Source organism: Deltaproteobacteria bacterium, assembly GCA_016208165.1.
Taxonomy (GTDB): Bacteria; Desulfobacterota; Desulfarculia; order JACQYL01; family JACQYL01; genus JACQYL01.
Genome location: JACQYL010000079.1, coordinates 1 through 15636 on the forward strand (window position 1 = coordinate 1; position 15636 = coordinate 15636).

Annotated in this window: 11 protein-coding genes; 4 read left to right on the forward strand and 7 right to left on the reverse strand. The window is 57.0% G+C overall.

Annotation, left to right across the window (positions count from 1 at the left end):
* The 3 genes from HY788_15835 to HY788_15845 form a co-directional block, all read right to left on the reverse strand.
* Window positions 1–3725: carboxypeptidase regulatory-like domain-containing protein (locus HY788_15835; GenBank protein ID MBI4775612.1), on the reverse strand; the 3725-nt coding region annotated here is incomplete at its 3' end.
* Between the two features lie 414 nt (window positions 3726–4139).
* Window positions 4140–5606 carry a deoxyribodipyrimidine photolyase gene (locus HY788_15840; protein MBI4775613.1) on the reverse strand — a complete coding sequence of 489 codons (1467 nt, stop codon included), beginning with the start codon at window positions 5604–5606 and terminating at the stop codon, window positions 4140–4142.
* A 132-nt stretch (window positions 5607–5738) separates the two neighbouring features.
* Window positions 5739–6836, reverse strand: a complete 1098-nt coding sequence (locus HY788_15845) for a metallophosphoesterase (protein ID MBI4775614.1) — start codon at window positions 6834–6836, stop codon at window positions 5739–5741.
* Between the two features lie 411 nt (window positions 6837–7247).
* Here HY788_15845 and HY788_15850 point away from each other — a divergent pair, with 411 nt between their 5' ends.
* Together HY788_15850 and HY788_15855 are read left to right on the forward strand one after the other, a co-directional pair.
* Window positions 7248–8624, forward strand: a complete 1377-nt coding sequence (locus HY788_15850) for a hypothetical protein (GenBank protein MBI4775615.1) — start codon at window positions 7248–7250, stop codon at window positions 8622–8624.
* Window positions 8625–8768: 144 nt separating this feature from the next.
* Window positions 8769–9122 carry a xanthine dehydrogenase family protein molybdopterin-binding subunit gene (locus HY788_15855; protein ID MBI4775616.1) on the forward strand — a complete coding sequence of 118 codons (354 nt, stop codon included), beginning with the start codon at window positions 8769–8771 and terminating at the stop codon, window positions 9120–9122.
* On the opposite strand, the gene HY788_15860 is transcribed toward HY788_15855, so the two are convergent.
* Window positions 9030–9269 (reverse strand): CueP family metal-binding protein, encoded by a 240-nt coding sequence (locus HY788_15860; protein ID MBI4775617.1) that lies wholly within the window; start codon window positions 9267–9269, stop codon window positions 9030–9032. The two genes, HY788_15855 and HY788_15860, sit on opposite strands and share 93 nt — an antisense overlap.
* A gap of 12 nt (window positions 9270–9281) precedes the next feature.
* Window positions 9282–9575: a hypothetical protein gene (locus tag HY788_15865; GenBank protein ID MBI4775618.1), complete on the reverse strand. Its 294-nt coding sequence runs from the start codon at window positions 9573–9575 to the stop codon at window positions 9282–9284.
* Between the two features lie 353 nt (window positions 9576–9928).
* Here HY788_15865 and HY788_15870 point away from each other — a divergent pair, with 353 nt between their 5' ends.
* On the forward strand, window positions 9929–10597 hold the full coding sequence (locus tag HY788_15870; protein ID MBI4775619.1) for a molybdopterin-dependent oxidoreductase: 669 nt from the start codon (window positions 9929–9931) through the stop codon (window positions 10595–10597).
* Window positions 10598–10648: 51 nt separating this feature from the next.
* Complete coding sequence (gene msrB, locus HY788_15875; GenBank protein MBI4775620.1) at window positions 10649–11809, forward strand: peptide-methionine (R)-S-oxide reductase MsrB; 1161 nt, start codon at window positions 10649–10651, stop codon at window positions 11807–11809.
* A gap of 675 nt (window positions 11810–12484) precedes the next feature.
* Here msrB and lpdA read toward each other — a convergent pair.
* Entirely contained in the window at window positions 12485–13921 is a 1437-nt protein-coding gene (gene lpdA / locus HY788_15880; GenBank protein MBI4775621.1) for a dihydrolipoyl dehydrogenase, read from the reverse strand.
* A 246-nt stretch (window positions 13922–14167) separates the two neighbouring features.
* Window positions 14168–15469 (reverse strand): epoxide hydrolase, encoded by a 1302-nt coding sequence (locus HY788_15885; GenBank protein MBI4775622.1) that lies wholly within the window; start codon window positions 15467–15469, stop codon window positions 14168–14170.
* Window positions 15470–15636: the final 167 nt, after the last annotated feature.

The following is a 15636-nucleotide window of genomic DNA, read 5'->3' on the forward strand; positions in this document are numbered from 1 at the left end:
CCCGGCGGCTCGGGTCCTCCGAAGGCCTCGAAGTCCTGGGAAGTTTGATTCACGGTCAGGTTATCGTAGATTCGGAACGTCGGCTCGAAACTGTATTCGCCGGACATGGGCGTGGCCGAGCCGCTCCATTCGTACGGCACTTCCATGGCGTACTCGCCGCCGACGCCGGTCGTTGCGGACCCCTGACCCGCAAATTGGATCGTGACGCCGCCCAAGGGATCTCCGGAAAGGCGAACGGTTCCCGTGATGATCACCGGTTCGTGGGGCTGGACTCCTGCGGCTTGAAAATCCTGATTCGTGCGAATTTCGGTGAGGTTTTCGTAGCTCCGGACCGGCGGTTCGAAACTGTGCCCCTCCATGAGGGGTGTTACGGTTCCCGTCCACCCCGACGGGAGTTCCATGGCGTACCGGCCGGATGTATCGGTGGAAGTGGAGCCGAATTGCGAGAATTCCACGGTTACACCGGCCAGTGGCGTGTCAGCAGGGCCAGAGACGGTACCACTGACGGTCACGGTTTCAGGTTGGGACGTGTAGGCGATATAATTCTCGCCGGTCCAATTGGAGGTGACGTCGGCATAACTTCTGGACGGAGGTGTAAAGAAATATCCTTCCATGGCAGGGGTGGCCGTGCCGCTCCAACCGGTGCAGGCGCTCGTCTCGATCCTGTAGCCGCCGTTTGTGTCGGTGGTGACCGTCCCCAGATCGCCGAAGTCCATGGTCACCGACGGCAATGGCGCACCGGTTTCCGCGGACACGGCGCCGGAGATGTAGGAAGACGTGGCCGTAGAGTACCACTGCTCGAGATCGAAGTTCTGCTCCCTGCCGTCCGGATCAATAATCCGAGCGCTTGCGCCGTGACTGCCGAGCACCCCGGACAAGTAGGAACCGCCGGCCAGAGCGTACACCCCGGCTCTTTGGCGTTTTATGGGGTTGAGAAAGATGTGAAACGAGCGGGCGTCGGAGGTGGCGATAACGACCATCGAGGTTTCGTAGGTTTGCACGAAGAAGTTCGTAGACGCCGAATCTTCCGCGGTTGCCTGTTGCCCCACGGGTGCGTCTTTATAAATCCCGGAGAAACGGTCCGCGGTCGAGGCGGGGTACCATCGGTAGAGGTCGTAGGATGCGGTGGCGCTGTCCGGCATGGTCAACATGGCGCTGCCGGCGTCCCCGCTGGTGAACGTGGCGCTCAAGTGACATCCCATGCCGCCGAGGTCGTCAGCGTCGAATCCGTCGGATGAATCGGCGTCCAGAAAGGCATACGCCCTCTGACCGTCCGGGGAGGCGATGATCAAGTCAGACCCGGTGCTATAGCTCTGGACGTAGAAGTTCATTTTGCCCGACGAGTTCAGCGGGGCGTCCTTCCAGATACCATCATGCGAGACGACCCAGGGTGACAGCTCCTCCACAAAGGCCGTAGTGGACGCCATAGCGCTTTCGAGTTCAACGATGGCGGATTCGAGGGTTTCCTGGTTTCCGTCCTCGGCCTGGTTGTAAAGGCTCAGGAAAACGTTCGCCTGACTGAGATCGGCTTGGACTTCCTGCAACCGTGAGATGATTTCGGAGTTCAATCCGCCTTTTTCGGGCCAGATCCCGTCCATGGCGGAGATGAGATCATTTAGGGAGGAGATGAGGAGGGCCAGATCCACCGGACATGGGATCATGCCCCTGCATGCATTTATGGCGGCTTTGGCGACCGCTGTCGAGTCCTTCAGTTCTACGCCGAGATCGGCCACGTCGCACACCGTCGGCAAGTGCACTACCGCCACAACGACCTTTTGATCGCCGGTGGTGACGTTCCCCCTTCCGTCGTCCGCCTCCCACGTCACGTAATGAATACCTTCGTCGAACAGGAGATTGTCCGGGGCGTCGTTGGATACGGCCACAAAGTCCGAGCAGCCGTCGTTGGCGCCGGCCTGGCCGATGTTCACGTATATGGGCAGGGGAACGGTGGACAGCACGTACCGGTATTGATCCGGAGGGATGGTCAGGCTGGGGGGTATCGTGTCATCCACGTTGATTTCGATAGTGTCCGCATCAACGATGCCGTGGTTGTCCTTTACCATCAACGTGATGCTGTGAATTCCGAAGCTGAGCTGGCCTTGAGGGATGGTCACCTGTGGACCGGTACCCCAAAGCTTTTCCGTGACCAGTCCGAAATCCTCGTACCACTCGTACTGATTGGCGGGAATGGAATCGTAAATGTCATAAGAACCCGAGGCGTAAAGATTCAGGGCCTTCTGGTTCCTGTTTTCGGAACATTGGGAGAATCGATCCGATTCGGTTCCAACGGCTTTGGGCGCGAAATTCAGGAAAGAACCCAATAGGTCGATTTCGATCTTTACGGTGGTGGGATCGCCGTCCACGTCTATCGTGCCGGTAAGGGGGCCGCCCTTCAGGTGAAACGTTTTCTGGACCTGGTCGATGGTAATGTCCAGAGGATTGGCGTTCCGAGTGATAAACAGCAGCACGTCGCCGTTCACTTTCGCACTCTCACCGCACACAAAAGTGTCCTTGGCGATCCGGTAGTGGTCGCAGGGCGTTTTCAGAAAAGTGTCTTTGCACAGTGCCGTGGTCGTGTCATAAAGGACGACGGAAATGTCTTCGAAGTCGCCCACATGGTCCACGGAGAAGTCGTCCAGGGTGACGACCATGCTGTTGATTTGCATGGCGGCGTTCAGGTCCAGATACTCGAAATGGAAATGTCCGTTCACCGGCCTGGTATAGGTTTCGCCCATGACCTCCACTTTGGCGCTGGATTGGGCGGTGATGAACTCGATTTCGGACCGGTGCGGAAAACTGCGGTTCATGGTCAAGGACGACGTGTTGGAGGGGTCCGGGCAGTTTTTCAGCTTTGTGCAGGCGGCCTTGCCACACGTTGCCACGTCATAGCCGATTCCTAGAGTCTTCCTCTTGGACTCACACTCGGCGTCGGCGGCCGTTACGGCATCCGTATCGTATGGGTAGCAACCGACCGCCAGATTCAACAGGATCAGGTCGCCGCTCGTTACGTTGACCTTGGGCCTGACCAAAACGAAATACATGGCCTTTTCGCCCGAGGGAAACGTGGACGGCCACTGGGCGAAACCGCTCACGTTGCCCTGAAGTGTGACGGAGTCGTTGGCCTTGAGGCTCTTCTTGCCGTATTCCCAGACTTCCATTTCAACTTTGGGAGCCGGCGGGGTTTTGCTTTTGTCGGGCATGCTGATGGTGACGTAGAAAGAAGAATTCTTGGTTTGATCCTTCACTTGGGTGAAATTGTTGGTGAGCCAGTCGGGTTTTCGGGTGGCCCTCGAGTCGTAGCACACATAGAGTTGGTCCGAATCGCCCTGCCACGTGATGCGTAACTGGTCGGGCCCCGTTATTCCCCTGTCGGCGAAATTCGTCCGGATCAGATTCGCTCCCTTGAGGTTGGGATAGTTCGTATTGACAACGGCCCAGTTCATTATGTCGCGGTAGGGTTTGTAGACTTGACTCTTGTCCTGTAAGAATCCCTTGATCTCGCTGTATGTTTCGTTTGGAGATACCGAAAGCCTGGTGACCGTGTTGCTGAAGGGGATGTTCGTCCGTTTTTCCCTTTTGAGCTGGGACGCGCACGTGTAGTAGCCGTCCGGCGCGACCGGGAGGCCGCTGGTGTCGAAAACGCACGCTCCAACAATGAGGGTGACTGCCAGGCAGCAGGCCTCGACGAAGAACGCCAACAGGATGGATGGGCGCTGTTTCTCCATGTCGTCTCCTTCCCACGAAATCGGTCTTGAATCCTGCGCTTACACAGAGGGAGATGAAACTGGGATTCCCTAGCGGGCGGACAGGAATCCGGTGTCTTAATGAGGACGGGGACTTAAACTTTGCCGTAACGCTCCTATCGAGCGCCGTGATGAATGGAAATTTTCAGTATCGGGCGTTGCCGTTTACAAATACTAGTTTATCCGCGATACATCGCCATGTCTACCCCAAGGGTGGAATCCTAGGATTAAAACGACAATGAACGATCCGAGATCTGAACTGGTCCGGATAAATTCACACCTTTTGGGCGCATCGCGCCCAAAGCATACTCGGAAGGTTTGGGAGGGGAGCGCGAGGGGGACCTTTTTCAAAAGGTCCCCCTCGTACAATTGAACCGGTTGCTGGCTCTTCAGGCATTACGGGGAGAACCGGTACAGATAGTCCTCAAGACGAAGTTTTTGCGCAGTGCTTTTCGAACTCATGTAGCGGATTTTGCCGAAAATGGGGCGCTCCGGACCCCAGGGCCGGTCGTACCGGCCGAAGACCCAAAAGATGCCGCTGTACGAATTGGGGTCACGACCGTCCAGGGCATACTTGTTGTTAAGCTCGATCATGATGTTCAAGGCCCGGCGCGGAGTGGGAGACCATTCGAGAATTTTCTTGCCCCACAGCATACGCAGATAGTTGTGTATGACGCCTTGCCGGAGGAGCTGTGTCTGGGCCGCGTTCCACAAGGGATCGTGCGTTTCCGCCCGTTCGAAGGCTTCCTGAGTATAGACGTAGTCGCGGTGATCCTGTTTGTGCTCGTTCAGGGTTTTTAAGGCCCAATCGGGCAGGGATTCGTATCGGTCGTAATCACGGCTCAGCACGCACCTATTAAAGCCCAACTCCCGCCACGTGACGAGCTGATCCAGGAACGCCTCGGCGTCCGGGGACACACCCCACCAGCCGGTCTTTTGTCCTGTGGGTGTTGCTCCCAACAGGTCCATGTACCAGCCTTCCCTGTCCATGACGGCCTGAAACACCTCGTGGGCGGAAATGTGTCCAAAGTGGAGATACGGCGACAAGCCGCTGGTGACGTCTTCGTCCGGATGGTTGCGACCCTCGGCGTAACGATTGAGCTTCCGACGGATAAAGAGATCGAGCATTTCCTCGGCGGGATCGGAGCCGCCCCTAAGGTCGGAAGGGGCCACCGAGTGGTCGATGTCCAGTCCGGAAAGGGCGCCCGGTTCGTCCTTGAGGAGAGCTTCCGAGGCCATGGGCCAAGTTTTCCGAATGCCTTCGGGCAGATCGGCCGGTCGGGGCAGGTTCACATTTTCCAAGGGATCCGGTTTGGGAAACGCCTGGAGATACTTGGGCAGATGGGCCTGAAGGAAACGCCGGAACCCGTGGGCCGTAGGAAAAACCCGATCCGCCGCTCTCATGGGCAGCAGGCCGTTGGAATCCACGGTTTCCAGGCGCACGGGCAGGGATCGGGCCGCCCGATGCACCATTCGGGGCAGAAAAAAGGCGGGAAAATCGTCCGTAACCACAACGCAGGCATGCCGGGCCAAACGTTTCAGAAGCCCTTTGCCGGCGTCCGCCCGGGGCTCGACATAGGGATAGTATAGTACGGCAGCATCCTCGAGTCGCCGGGCACTGACCGCCATTCCGTCAATGATGAAGCGATGCAGGCGATCGCCGGCCCAGGGGTAGCCGATGCGCAGGGCCTCGAGAATCACCAGCGGTTTGCTCAGTTCGAGGGCCCAGTCTACGGCCCGCTGGAGGCTGAAATTCCAGCGCATGCGACGGCAGGCGATCATCCAGTATAGAACGTAGTCGCCTTGATACTGTATGGGGGCCCGGTTTAGGACCTGTAACCTGAGTTCGGGAAACGGGTTCATCGATTCTCCCTCGTTAGTCAAAGAAGCCCAAAGCTGTCGGGCCATTCCTTTCGTCTGTGCAAAAGAAGGTGGGGATCCCATTTCCAAACGTTATCCCCCAGTGAATAGCGGCCCTTGCGCCGGCTTCCGGCCTCACTGCGCGTGCAGGGTGATTCGGAGGATTTCGGCGGGCCGCCAGAGGCGCATGTGCGGTCCCCACGTTCCGGTGCCGCGGCAGACGATGACCGTCATACCGGACACTTCGTAACGTCCCTCAAGTAAGGGATAGGCGAGCTGTACCAGATAGCCGAAAGGCCATATCTGGCCCCCATGAGTGTGGCCGGAAAGCATCAGCCCGACGCCGGCGTTGGCCGCTTCTTGCGCTTCCCAGGGCGTGTGGGAGAGAAGGATGGTCACGCCGGGGGGCCTTGCGGCAAGAGCCTTGGACAGGTAATCGCCTCTACGCCCGGACCTCCGGGCGGCGGTCAGATCGTCCACGCCGGCTAATAGGCATCCGGGTCCGACTTCCACCCAGCGATTGCGAAGAAGCGGAAAGCCCGTTCTTTCGAGACGCTTCATACCGGCGCCGCCCCAATAGAATTCGTGGTTGCCCTGGACGGCCCATACGCCGAGGGGCGCGGTGAGCCGGCGCATGGCGCCCAGGAGAGCATCGTCGAACTGACCATATCCTTCGAAAATATCGCCGATCAGAAAAACAAGATCGGGTTTTTGAGCCTGGACCTGCTCGACCCGGGCGGCCAGCCACGATTCACCCAACAAGGTTCCCAGGTGCATGTCGGACAGGCCTACAATCACGGTTCCATCCATTTCAAGTGGAAGGCCGGGAAGGGTCACGTCATAGCGCTGTATCACCGGCGCCAGGTAACCTTGAACGAGAGAGATCACCGAAAGCGTTCCAGCGACGGCCAGAGCCCAGCCTCGAAGGGACGGCGCGCGGCGCGTCGCAAGAAGGCCGAAAAGGGTAATGATATCCATAGAGCCGAGAAACACGAACATCAGGAATACCACGCCCAACCAGTTCATGCCGATCAATTCGAGTAAGGTGCCCGGAAACCCGGAGCTGCCGGGGCCGATGATGCGGCCTAATATAAAGATCACCCAGAGGCTGACTCCCGCACCGATGAAGATCTTTCGGGGTACACGACGTTTGATGTACGGGACCGAGGCGGACCGCCAGAACACATACGCGTGTACCATGGTGAAGGCCGAACTGAGGATAATTCCGAATATGGACATGATTGCGAGAACCTCGTTTGATGAACCGCACGATTTTCGACCGCCGGCGGAGCAGCCCAAGCCAAGGGGCGCCAAGAGCCCTGTGCAAGAGATGAGCGAACTTCCGAATCCAGCCGGGAGACTTCCTTAACCGTAAGAGTACCCTAAGGCGGCCTTCATCGCCAACCATAATTTGGGGGATCCGAAGTGACCGGGGCCAACGCTGCGGGAGGAAGTCGGACTCGACGGGCATTCTACGAAACGTGAATTCTTTCTGTTGAGAAGTCCCGCAGGTCGTGGCCGGATCCGTTTACATTTATGAACCAGGTGTATTACAATACCATCGGATTTGAGTCGTTTGCTTGTTGCGCCGCTGATCGAGGTTTTATTCACCTTTTCAGATTCAAGCTTTGTTCGGAGGTTGTCATGAGAAAAGCCGCCGGTCTAACGGCTTTGGTGATGTTTGTCGGGTTGTTCTTATCCACGGCATGGCCCAGCGACATCGACGGCATATGGAAAGACGCGCCAAAAGACCAGGCCGGAGCCCGTTTTTCGGTGTATCTGCAGACGTACGTCACCGGTTCGGCCGTGGCCGTGTTGTCGGACGGCGCAGGCTCTCCGATTCGGCTGTATGCTTTTTTGGCGCCGGATTATCCGAACGGTTTCCATGCTGACGAAATCGGAGGCGCGAACGCGGCCCTGACCATTGAAGACCCGGGCAGTTTGGGGACGGCCGCTCAAATCCGTTTGGGCGATAAGACCGAAAGTATTTTCCTCTATCCCTGGTTCCGGGCGGCCGCCGGCGGAGAAGACTCCTTGCCCGACGACGGCATTTTCAAAGACGAACCTCCGACGGAGGCCACAACGTTTAACCTGTTCTTTCAGACGTATCCAACGGATGAATCCGCCGTGGCCGTGATTACGCGCGACGGGGGTGCGACTTATTACGCGTTTCTCCAATCGGGCTTTTCGGGATCGTTCGACGTGGATGATCTACTCGGAAAAGGGGCCCACCTGAACGCCGCCATCGACTCGGCGGGTCTCTCCAGCTTTACCCTGACCCCTCCGGAAGGTTCGCCGTCGGCGGGATCGTTGTATAGATGGTTTCAAGCCCCGGTGACTGCCAATACCTACGATCTTGAGGGTACCGTGAGGTACAACGGAGCCCCTCTGTCCGAGCAGACGCCCGCACTCCCGCTGTTTCGCGTGCGGAATATCGAAACGGGTGTCCCGGCTGACCAGGTTGTTGGCGCGTATGAGGATTTTTCATCGGCCTATACCTTGAGCAATGTCCCCGGACGTTCGGACATATGGATATCCGTCATCATGAACGGCGATTATGACACACTGCCCGGCAACTTTGTCTCTTCCACCGTGGTTACGGCGGAGGAGCTTACACCGGCGGAGCGGCAGGCCTATGACTTTAACGTTTGGCAGGTGATTCAACTGACCGAGCCGTATGACAATGCCCAGACGACGCCGGCTCGTGACGAATATCCCGTTCATGCGCAACCCGTGGTCTTCGAGTGGGTTCCGATCGCGGAGGCCGACGGCTACGAGGTTCTGATCGATCGTATGCGCAGTGCGAATCATTCCGAAGGCTATGGAAGAATTGAGACCGTGATCGATGAGGAAACCGCGGCTGCCCATTACGCTCCCATGCTGGACCTGTCCCAGCCGGACGAGCACTATGAATTCGTGGTGTACGCAAGGAACGGGTCGCTGTTGGTGGGACAATCCTTTGTCACTTTCGCGGATGATGGCTCCAGCGGACGTTATGGGTTTCGGGTAGTGAGTCCTTAGCGACGCTTTATGGCGTAGTTCTCGGAACCACCAATGAGCCCGAGCTCATGTCGAGGAAAGAGCCTCGCCGAAGCGGTTCCCAACAGGCTTCCGGCGGCACGGCGTGGGCCTGTTCGCGTGGACAGGCAGAGCGGAGAGATACGCGTGAAACGCGTGGTGTGCGCTCAGGATATGGGCCAGGCGGTGAATCCGGAGGGGGCCGTACTTCAGATGGAAGGGTTCATCACCATGGGTCCGGGGTACGCCCTGACCGAAGAAGTTCGTTTCAGCAACGGTCGGATCCTGGACACCAATTTTGATACTTACCGGATTCCGCGCTTTTCGTGGGCGCCCAAAATAGAAACGGTTCTGGTCGATAATACGGAGCTTCCTCCCAAAGGAGGAGGCGAACCCGCCTTCATCTGCTTACTGGAGTTTCATTGTGGTTATGCACGTCTTGCTGTTGTCATAGGTGAGGATTACGGCAATGGCCGAACGGCCGAGTCCTTCAATGGTTAACTTGATCGCACGGTTTCTCGGCAGCCATAGTTCCATAAAGCCGTTCCTCAGAGTGGATACGGGTTCGTCGAGGATGGCGTTGCCGTTCGTATCGACGGCTTTGACGTTAAACGTGGTTTGAGGCAGTTCCCCCTGACAGGAGGACATATAGTGGACCGCTCACGGGTGGGTGCGGTCCGCGTAGGGCGCTATGGCTACCACCATCTCGTGTTCAGGCAAGGCGACCTTCCTTGTTTCGCCGCTCTGGAATTGAAACACCACTTCTTTTGTTGTGACATAGGTTTTCACGGGTTGCCGTTCCCAGTGCCACTGGTTGGCGAGGGCAAGCGCCTGTCGGGCGTCGAGTCCTTGAATTTGCGTTTCGATCGCGGGTTCAGTCCCTGAAAAGCAGGAGGCAGGTACGGCCGCCCATGCGATGAACGCCAAGAAAACGAGTATCATAGGTTTCTTCATGGCGGTGGATCCTTGGTTTTGGAGATGGGGGCGATGGTGTTAAAAGCGAAAATCGCGCCTGACCTCTTCCTATGAGAATGAGGAGAACAGGCTCACTTGTACGATATTTATTCTAAGGGACAAGATGTCGGGTGTCAATCGTTGGCGGATCGTTTGGGGTGCAGTCCGTTGATCGGTGGGGACATCGAGGTTTCAAGAAGAACGTCGATCCTTCTATTACAAAAAGTGATCGCGCCGTGATGACGGCGTGATCTGACCTGCTTATCTTAGAAAACAAAGAGACAGTGGGTGTCCCTCTCAAAGAAATGGTTGGGGCGCATCTCCTAACGCTGCCGATCGGAAATGAGGAAACCATGGAAAAACGTAGAGACTTCATCCAATTTTGTATTCGATTCGTCGCAGGTGTGGGGATTTCATCCAGTGCGTTCTTGTCCTCAGCCGAGCGGCTCTACGCAAAGGCCGTCGCAAAGGTCGAAAAGATCCTGTTGCCCAACGGAACGAAACGGGACACCCTGATCCACGAGAACCCGAGCGCATTGGATACGAGAAATCTGGAGATCACCCCGCTAGAGGATTTCCAGACCATGGGGATAACCGACCATGGGGTGGATCTGGACACCTGGCGCTTCGAGGTGGCCGGCGGCGTGAAATCGCCCCTGCAATTCACCTACTCGGAAATCCAGGAGCTGCCTTCCATCGAAAAAGACGTTCTCTTGATCTGTCCGGGGTTTTTCGCCAACAACGGCCGATGGAAGGGTATTTCGATGAAGGACTTTCTGGACCGGGTCGGCATGGAAAAGGACGTGAGCCATGTGATCTTCAGAGGGCCGGAAAGCTCGTACGAGAAAGTGGAGAGTTTCCCCATCGAGGAGGTCGTTTCGGGTCAGGTCTTTCTGGCGTATGGCGTAAACGGGCAGTCTCTCCCAAAGAAACACGGGTTTCCCTTACGCGTTGTGGCGGAGGGACATTATGGATTCGAATGGGTGAAATATGTCTACAAGATGACGTTGGAGAAGGGCTAAACCATCCGCTGTCATGGATGGCGCGGCGCTCTTGTAATAGGAGGGAAACAAATGAAAACCGTTTTGTTGATGGTTGCGGTCATGGCGTTGGCGTCGCTCGCGTTCGGAGCACAATGGTTCGCCTCGAACCGGCAAGAAGCCGGCGCCGGAATGACGGAAATGAAAGCAAAGGATTCTCACCTGGAAACGGCGACGTTTGCAGGTGGGTGTTTCTGGTGCGTGGAATCGGACTTCGAAAAGGCGCCGGGCGTTGAGAAAGTGATCTCGGGGTACACCGGAGGTGAAACGAAGAATCCGACCTACGAGGAGGTATCCGCCGGCGGAACCGGTCATGTGGAAGCGACTCAGGTATATTACGATCCGCAAAAAGTGTCGTACAAAGAATTACTAGACGTGTTCTGGCGACACGTGGACCCGACCGATCCGGACGGCCAGTTCGTGGACCGAGGACCCCAGTATCGAACGGTCATTTTCTATCACAGCGAGGAACAGAAGCGTATTGCAGAGGAATCGAGGAAGGAGCTGGATGCTTCGAATCGGTTCAAAGAGCCTGTGGTAACGGAGATCCGCAAGTTCGACGTTTTTTACCCGGCGGAGGACTATCATCAAGACTATTACAAAACGCACCCGGTGCGGTACAAATTCTACCGCTGGAACTCGGGCCGGGACCAGTTCCTGGAAAAAGTCTGGAAGAAGGATGAGGGGGATACCATGAGTAAAGAAAAGGCCATGGCCGGTGAACATCCTTTGAGAACCGAAGAAGCGTCGAAGTATGGCAAGCCGAGTGACGAAGAATTGAGTAAGAGGCTGACTCCGATCCAATATAAGGTGGTGCGTGAGGAAGGCACCGAGCCGCCTTTCCGGAATGCCTACTGGGATAATAAGAAAGAAGGCATATACGTGGACATCGTTTCCGGCGAGCCTCTGTTCAGCTCAAAAGACAAGTACGAATCAGGCACCGGATGGCCGAGTTTTACCAGGCCGCTCGTACCCGGAAACATCGTCGAGAAAGAAGATAGGAGCTTCTTCACGGTCCGTACCGAGGTACGGAGCAAACATGGAGATTCGCATCTTGGACACGTCTTTAACGACGGTCCGGCGCCCACGGGCCTGAGATATTGTATGAACTCCGCCGCCCTTCGGTTCATTCCCAAGGAGGACATGGAAAAGGAAGGGTACGGGGAGTTCCTTAAAATCTTCAATGAAAAATAGTCGCTTGGGGCAGGCGTCCACATGACGGCGTAGAAGTCAGACGGGCGGAGCCTGCTTTTCCTTTGCAGACTCACAGGAGGGTTAGAGCGGTGCAGGTAGCGCGCAGTTTCATATCCGGACCCTCATGGTTCATGGCTCTTATGGCCGCTTTTCTTATGTTGAGCGTAGGCGCCATGACCGCGCATGCCGGAGCTGTTTCCAGGGTTACGTTTTACGTCTATTGATACGACGTAGGCAAAGCCGCCCTGGAGGGGCTGAAAGGCGTGGAAGAGGTCGAAAGAGGATGGAAGAATTTCAAAGAAATCAACACGGTGTACTATGATCCCGAACTGATCCCCATACAGGAGTTGGAAGCTGCTCTTAAAAAGGCGGGGACTTATCGGGGAACGGCGCATTAGTGCTCAATCGTATGAATCCACTGAGGGAACTTCCGGGGGACGGGAGTTCCCTCAGGTTTTTTCATCTCTGTTCAGCGCTGCCCCGTCGCCGGCGGCTCGGCGGCTCGGCGGTTCGATGGATGGAGAGCCGGGATCGCCCGGCCTCAGGGGCGAACTCCACGCTGGTTACACATGAGAGGAAATCCATTGTCCGGCTGGACCGTGTCTTTTGGACGGACGCCCCCGCGCAGCTCCGCATGACGATCTTGGTGTGGATCGGGAGCCCATCCCATTGCCGTCACCATTCGTGCGCCGAGAGGTCGAGCGCTTTGAAACTCACTTCCAGCATCACCTCGGAAAGTGTGGGATGGGCGTGGATCGTTTCGGCTAAATCACGCACGGTGGCTCCTATCTGAACCGCCAGGGCGCCCTCCGCAATCAAGTCGGTGGCGTGGGCTCCGATGATATGAACCCCCAATATCCGCCCGGTTTCCCGATTCGTGACGAGCTTCGCCATGCCCGCGATTTCACCGATAACGTGAGCCTTCCCCAGGGTACGGAACAACACGCTTTCGCAGCGAACCGGAATCCCTCGCTCTCGAGCCTGGACTTCGGTCAGTCCCACGTTGGCGATCTCCGGTGAGGTGAATACCGCGCCGGGAACCACTTCGTAATTCATGAGACGGCTCGCGCCCATAACATTTTCAGCGGCCACGATCCCTTCGGTGGAGGCCACATGGGCGAGCATGACTTTAGAAGGTCCTAGCACGTCGCCGATGGCGTATACCCCTCGGACGTCGGTCTCCATGTGTTCGTGCACGGGAATCCATCCACGGGCGTCCGTGCGCACACCGACGGTTTCCAGGCCCGCGCCGGATGTATTAGGCGTTCGGCCGATGCACACCAGCACTTTGTCCACATGCACGGTTTGGGTCTTTTGCTCTTTACGTTTGATTTCCTGGGCAAAGGGGGACTGCCCCACCGTGACCCTCAATTGATCGCCGTCTTCGTCGACGGATTGAACGACCCGGTTGACCAGGAACTTGATTTTGCGTTTCTTCATCTCGCGCTGAAGAACCGTCGAGCAGTCTTCGTCCACGGATTCGATCGGAAGGATCCGAGACATGGCTTCCACCACCGTGACTTCCGATCCCAGGGACGCGAAAATGAAGGCGAATTCGCAGCCAACGACCCCACCGCCGACGATCAGGACGGATCGAGGGACTTCCGATAGGCTGAGTGCGTGGTTGCTGGACAGGACCCGGTTCCCGTCGAAGGGAAACGCTGGAATTTCGAGGGGCTGCGCACCCAAAGCCAGGATCAGCCGGTCCCAGGGGACTTCCAACTGCCGGCCGTTCTCCTGGATGACCGTCACCAGTCCGTGGCCGGCTACGGTTCCGCGTCCCTTTACAAACGTTACTTTGCGGTGTTTCAGGAGGTTCAGGATTCCTTGGGCCTGCTCTCGTATCAGCTCCTGTTTCCGGGCCATGACTCGCTTCATGTCCGTGCGCAGGGTCCCCTCCATCGAGATGCCGAACTCGTCGGCTCGGCGGAAGTCTTCCATCAGATCCGCCGTCCGTTTCATGATCTTGGTGGGGATGCACCCCCAATTCAGGCAGGTACCGCCTACACCTTCTTTTTCTATGAGGGTTACCTCCCCTCCCAACTGCGCGGCCCGAGCAGCGGCCACGTAGCCTCCGGGCCCTGCACCGATGATCGCGACTCTTGTCGCCATGTGAATCACACCTCCATCGTTATAGGCTCTTGATCGTTCATTCAGCAGAGCTGCCGTTCAGAGAATGGGAAGACCTTTTTCAGAAAAGCGTCCCGGTGTTGGTGAGGACGGCCGGTCCGCCGTCTCCATTGTGATACAGTGTTTATTCCGCTGCAGGTCCGCCGATGCACCCAACCAATTCGAAACTATTTCGTTTTCTCCAATCACGAACAACCGGCGCGTTGGAGCACATTGTATCGAGGTCTACTACCGTAGGTCACGGAAGAAGGCGCGGATATCTTCAACCAGGGCCTCGGGCTCCTCGAGGGCCGCAAAGTGGCCTCCCTGTGGCATGGCGGTCCACCGCTTCAAGTTGAACATGCGGGCGGCCCATTCTTTGGGGGGTCTCAAGATTTCCCCTGGGAAGGCCGCTACGGCCGTAGGAGCCTCGATCCGTTCGCCGGGCCCGAGCCGCCAGGGTCGGTGCTTCAACCGATGGTACAGGTAGAAAGAGCTGTTGATCGTTCCGGTGACCCAGTAGATCATGATGTTGGTGAGGAGCTCGTCCTTGGTGATGCGGTCTTCGAGATCTCCGTGACAATCGGTCCACGTTTGGAACTTCTCCGTGATCCAGGCGGCCAGTCCTGCCGGCGAGTCGTTGAGACCGTACGCCAGGGTCTGGGGTTTGGTCCCCTGTATCCATTGATACCCGGTCTCCTCCGCCAGGAAATATTTGGACTCCTCGATAAACGCTTTTTCCGCATCGGACAGATCCGCGCGGTCGCGGGGATGCGGGGCCAAGGGCACCATGTTGAGATGAATGCCTACCGTTTTGTCCGAATGAGCAAAGCCCAACCGGGCGGTAACGAATGATCCCCAGTCGCCTCCCTGAGCCGCAAAGCGCTGAAAGCCCAGTACATCCGACATGAGGCGCGCGAACAGGTCGGCGATTTCTTCGATGCCCAGACGGCGCTGGTCCGGTGAGTGGGAGAAGCCATAGCCGGGCAGGGACGGCGCCACCACGGTGAAAGCGTCTTTGGGATCGCCTCCGTAACGACCGGGATCGGTAAGCGGTCCGATAATCTTGGTGAACTCGAAGATGGATCCCGGCCAGCCGTGGGTCAAAAGCAAGGGCAGGGGAGCGGGACCTACGCCCGGCTGGTGGATGTAATGAAGGGTAATATCCTCCATCCGGACTCGATAATGGTCGAGCCGGTTCAGCGAAGCCTCCCGGGCGCGCCAGTCATAATCCCGTCTCCAGTAGTCGATCAATTCCTTGACATAAGATCGTTCGGCTCCGTATTGCCAACCCGCGCCGGGTATCTCGTCCGGCAGGCGTGTGGCTGCCAGACGACGGCGTAGATCCTCCAATACGGCCTCTTCAACGGCAAAGACAAAACGCTCGGGTTTTGAACCGGGACTCACGGCAAGTCCTCCTTCGATATAAGGATTTCCACGTCGAATCGGTTGGTCCTGTCTATTCGATAGGGTCGAATGAACGATCTGGAAGGCTGAAATTTCTTTTCCGGCGACTGGAAAAACGAACAGACAAGCTGACAAAGAAGGCATCCCGAACAATTCTCCGGCTGGGCTACCCTGGTCTGCTTCATGGTATCGATCCTCTTTTCGAGTTACTTGAAATTATGCACGCCGCGTTTTCGAACCTGTTTCAGAAGCTCCTCCCATGATTCTGCTCCTGATCTATATGCTTTTGCTTTTCATATCAAACGGTTATG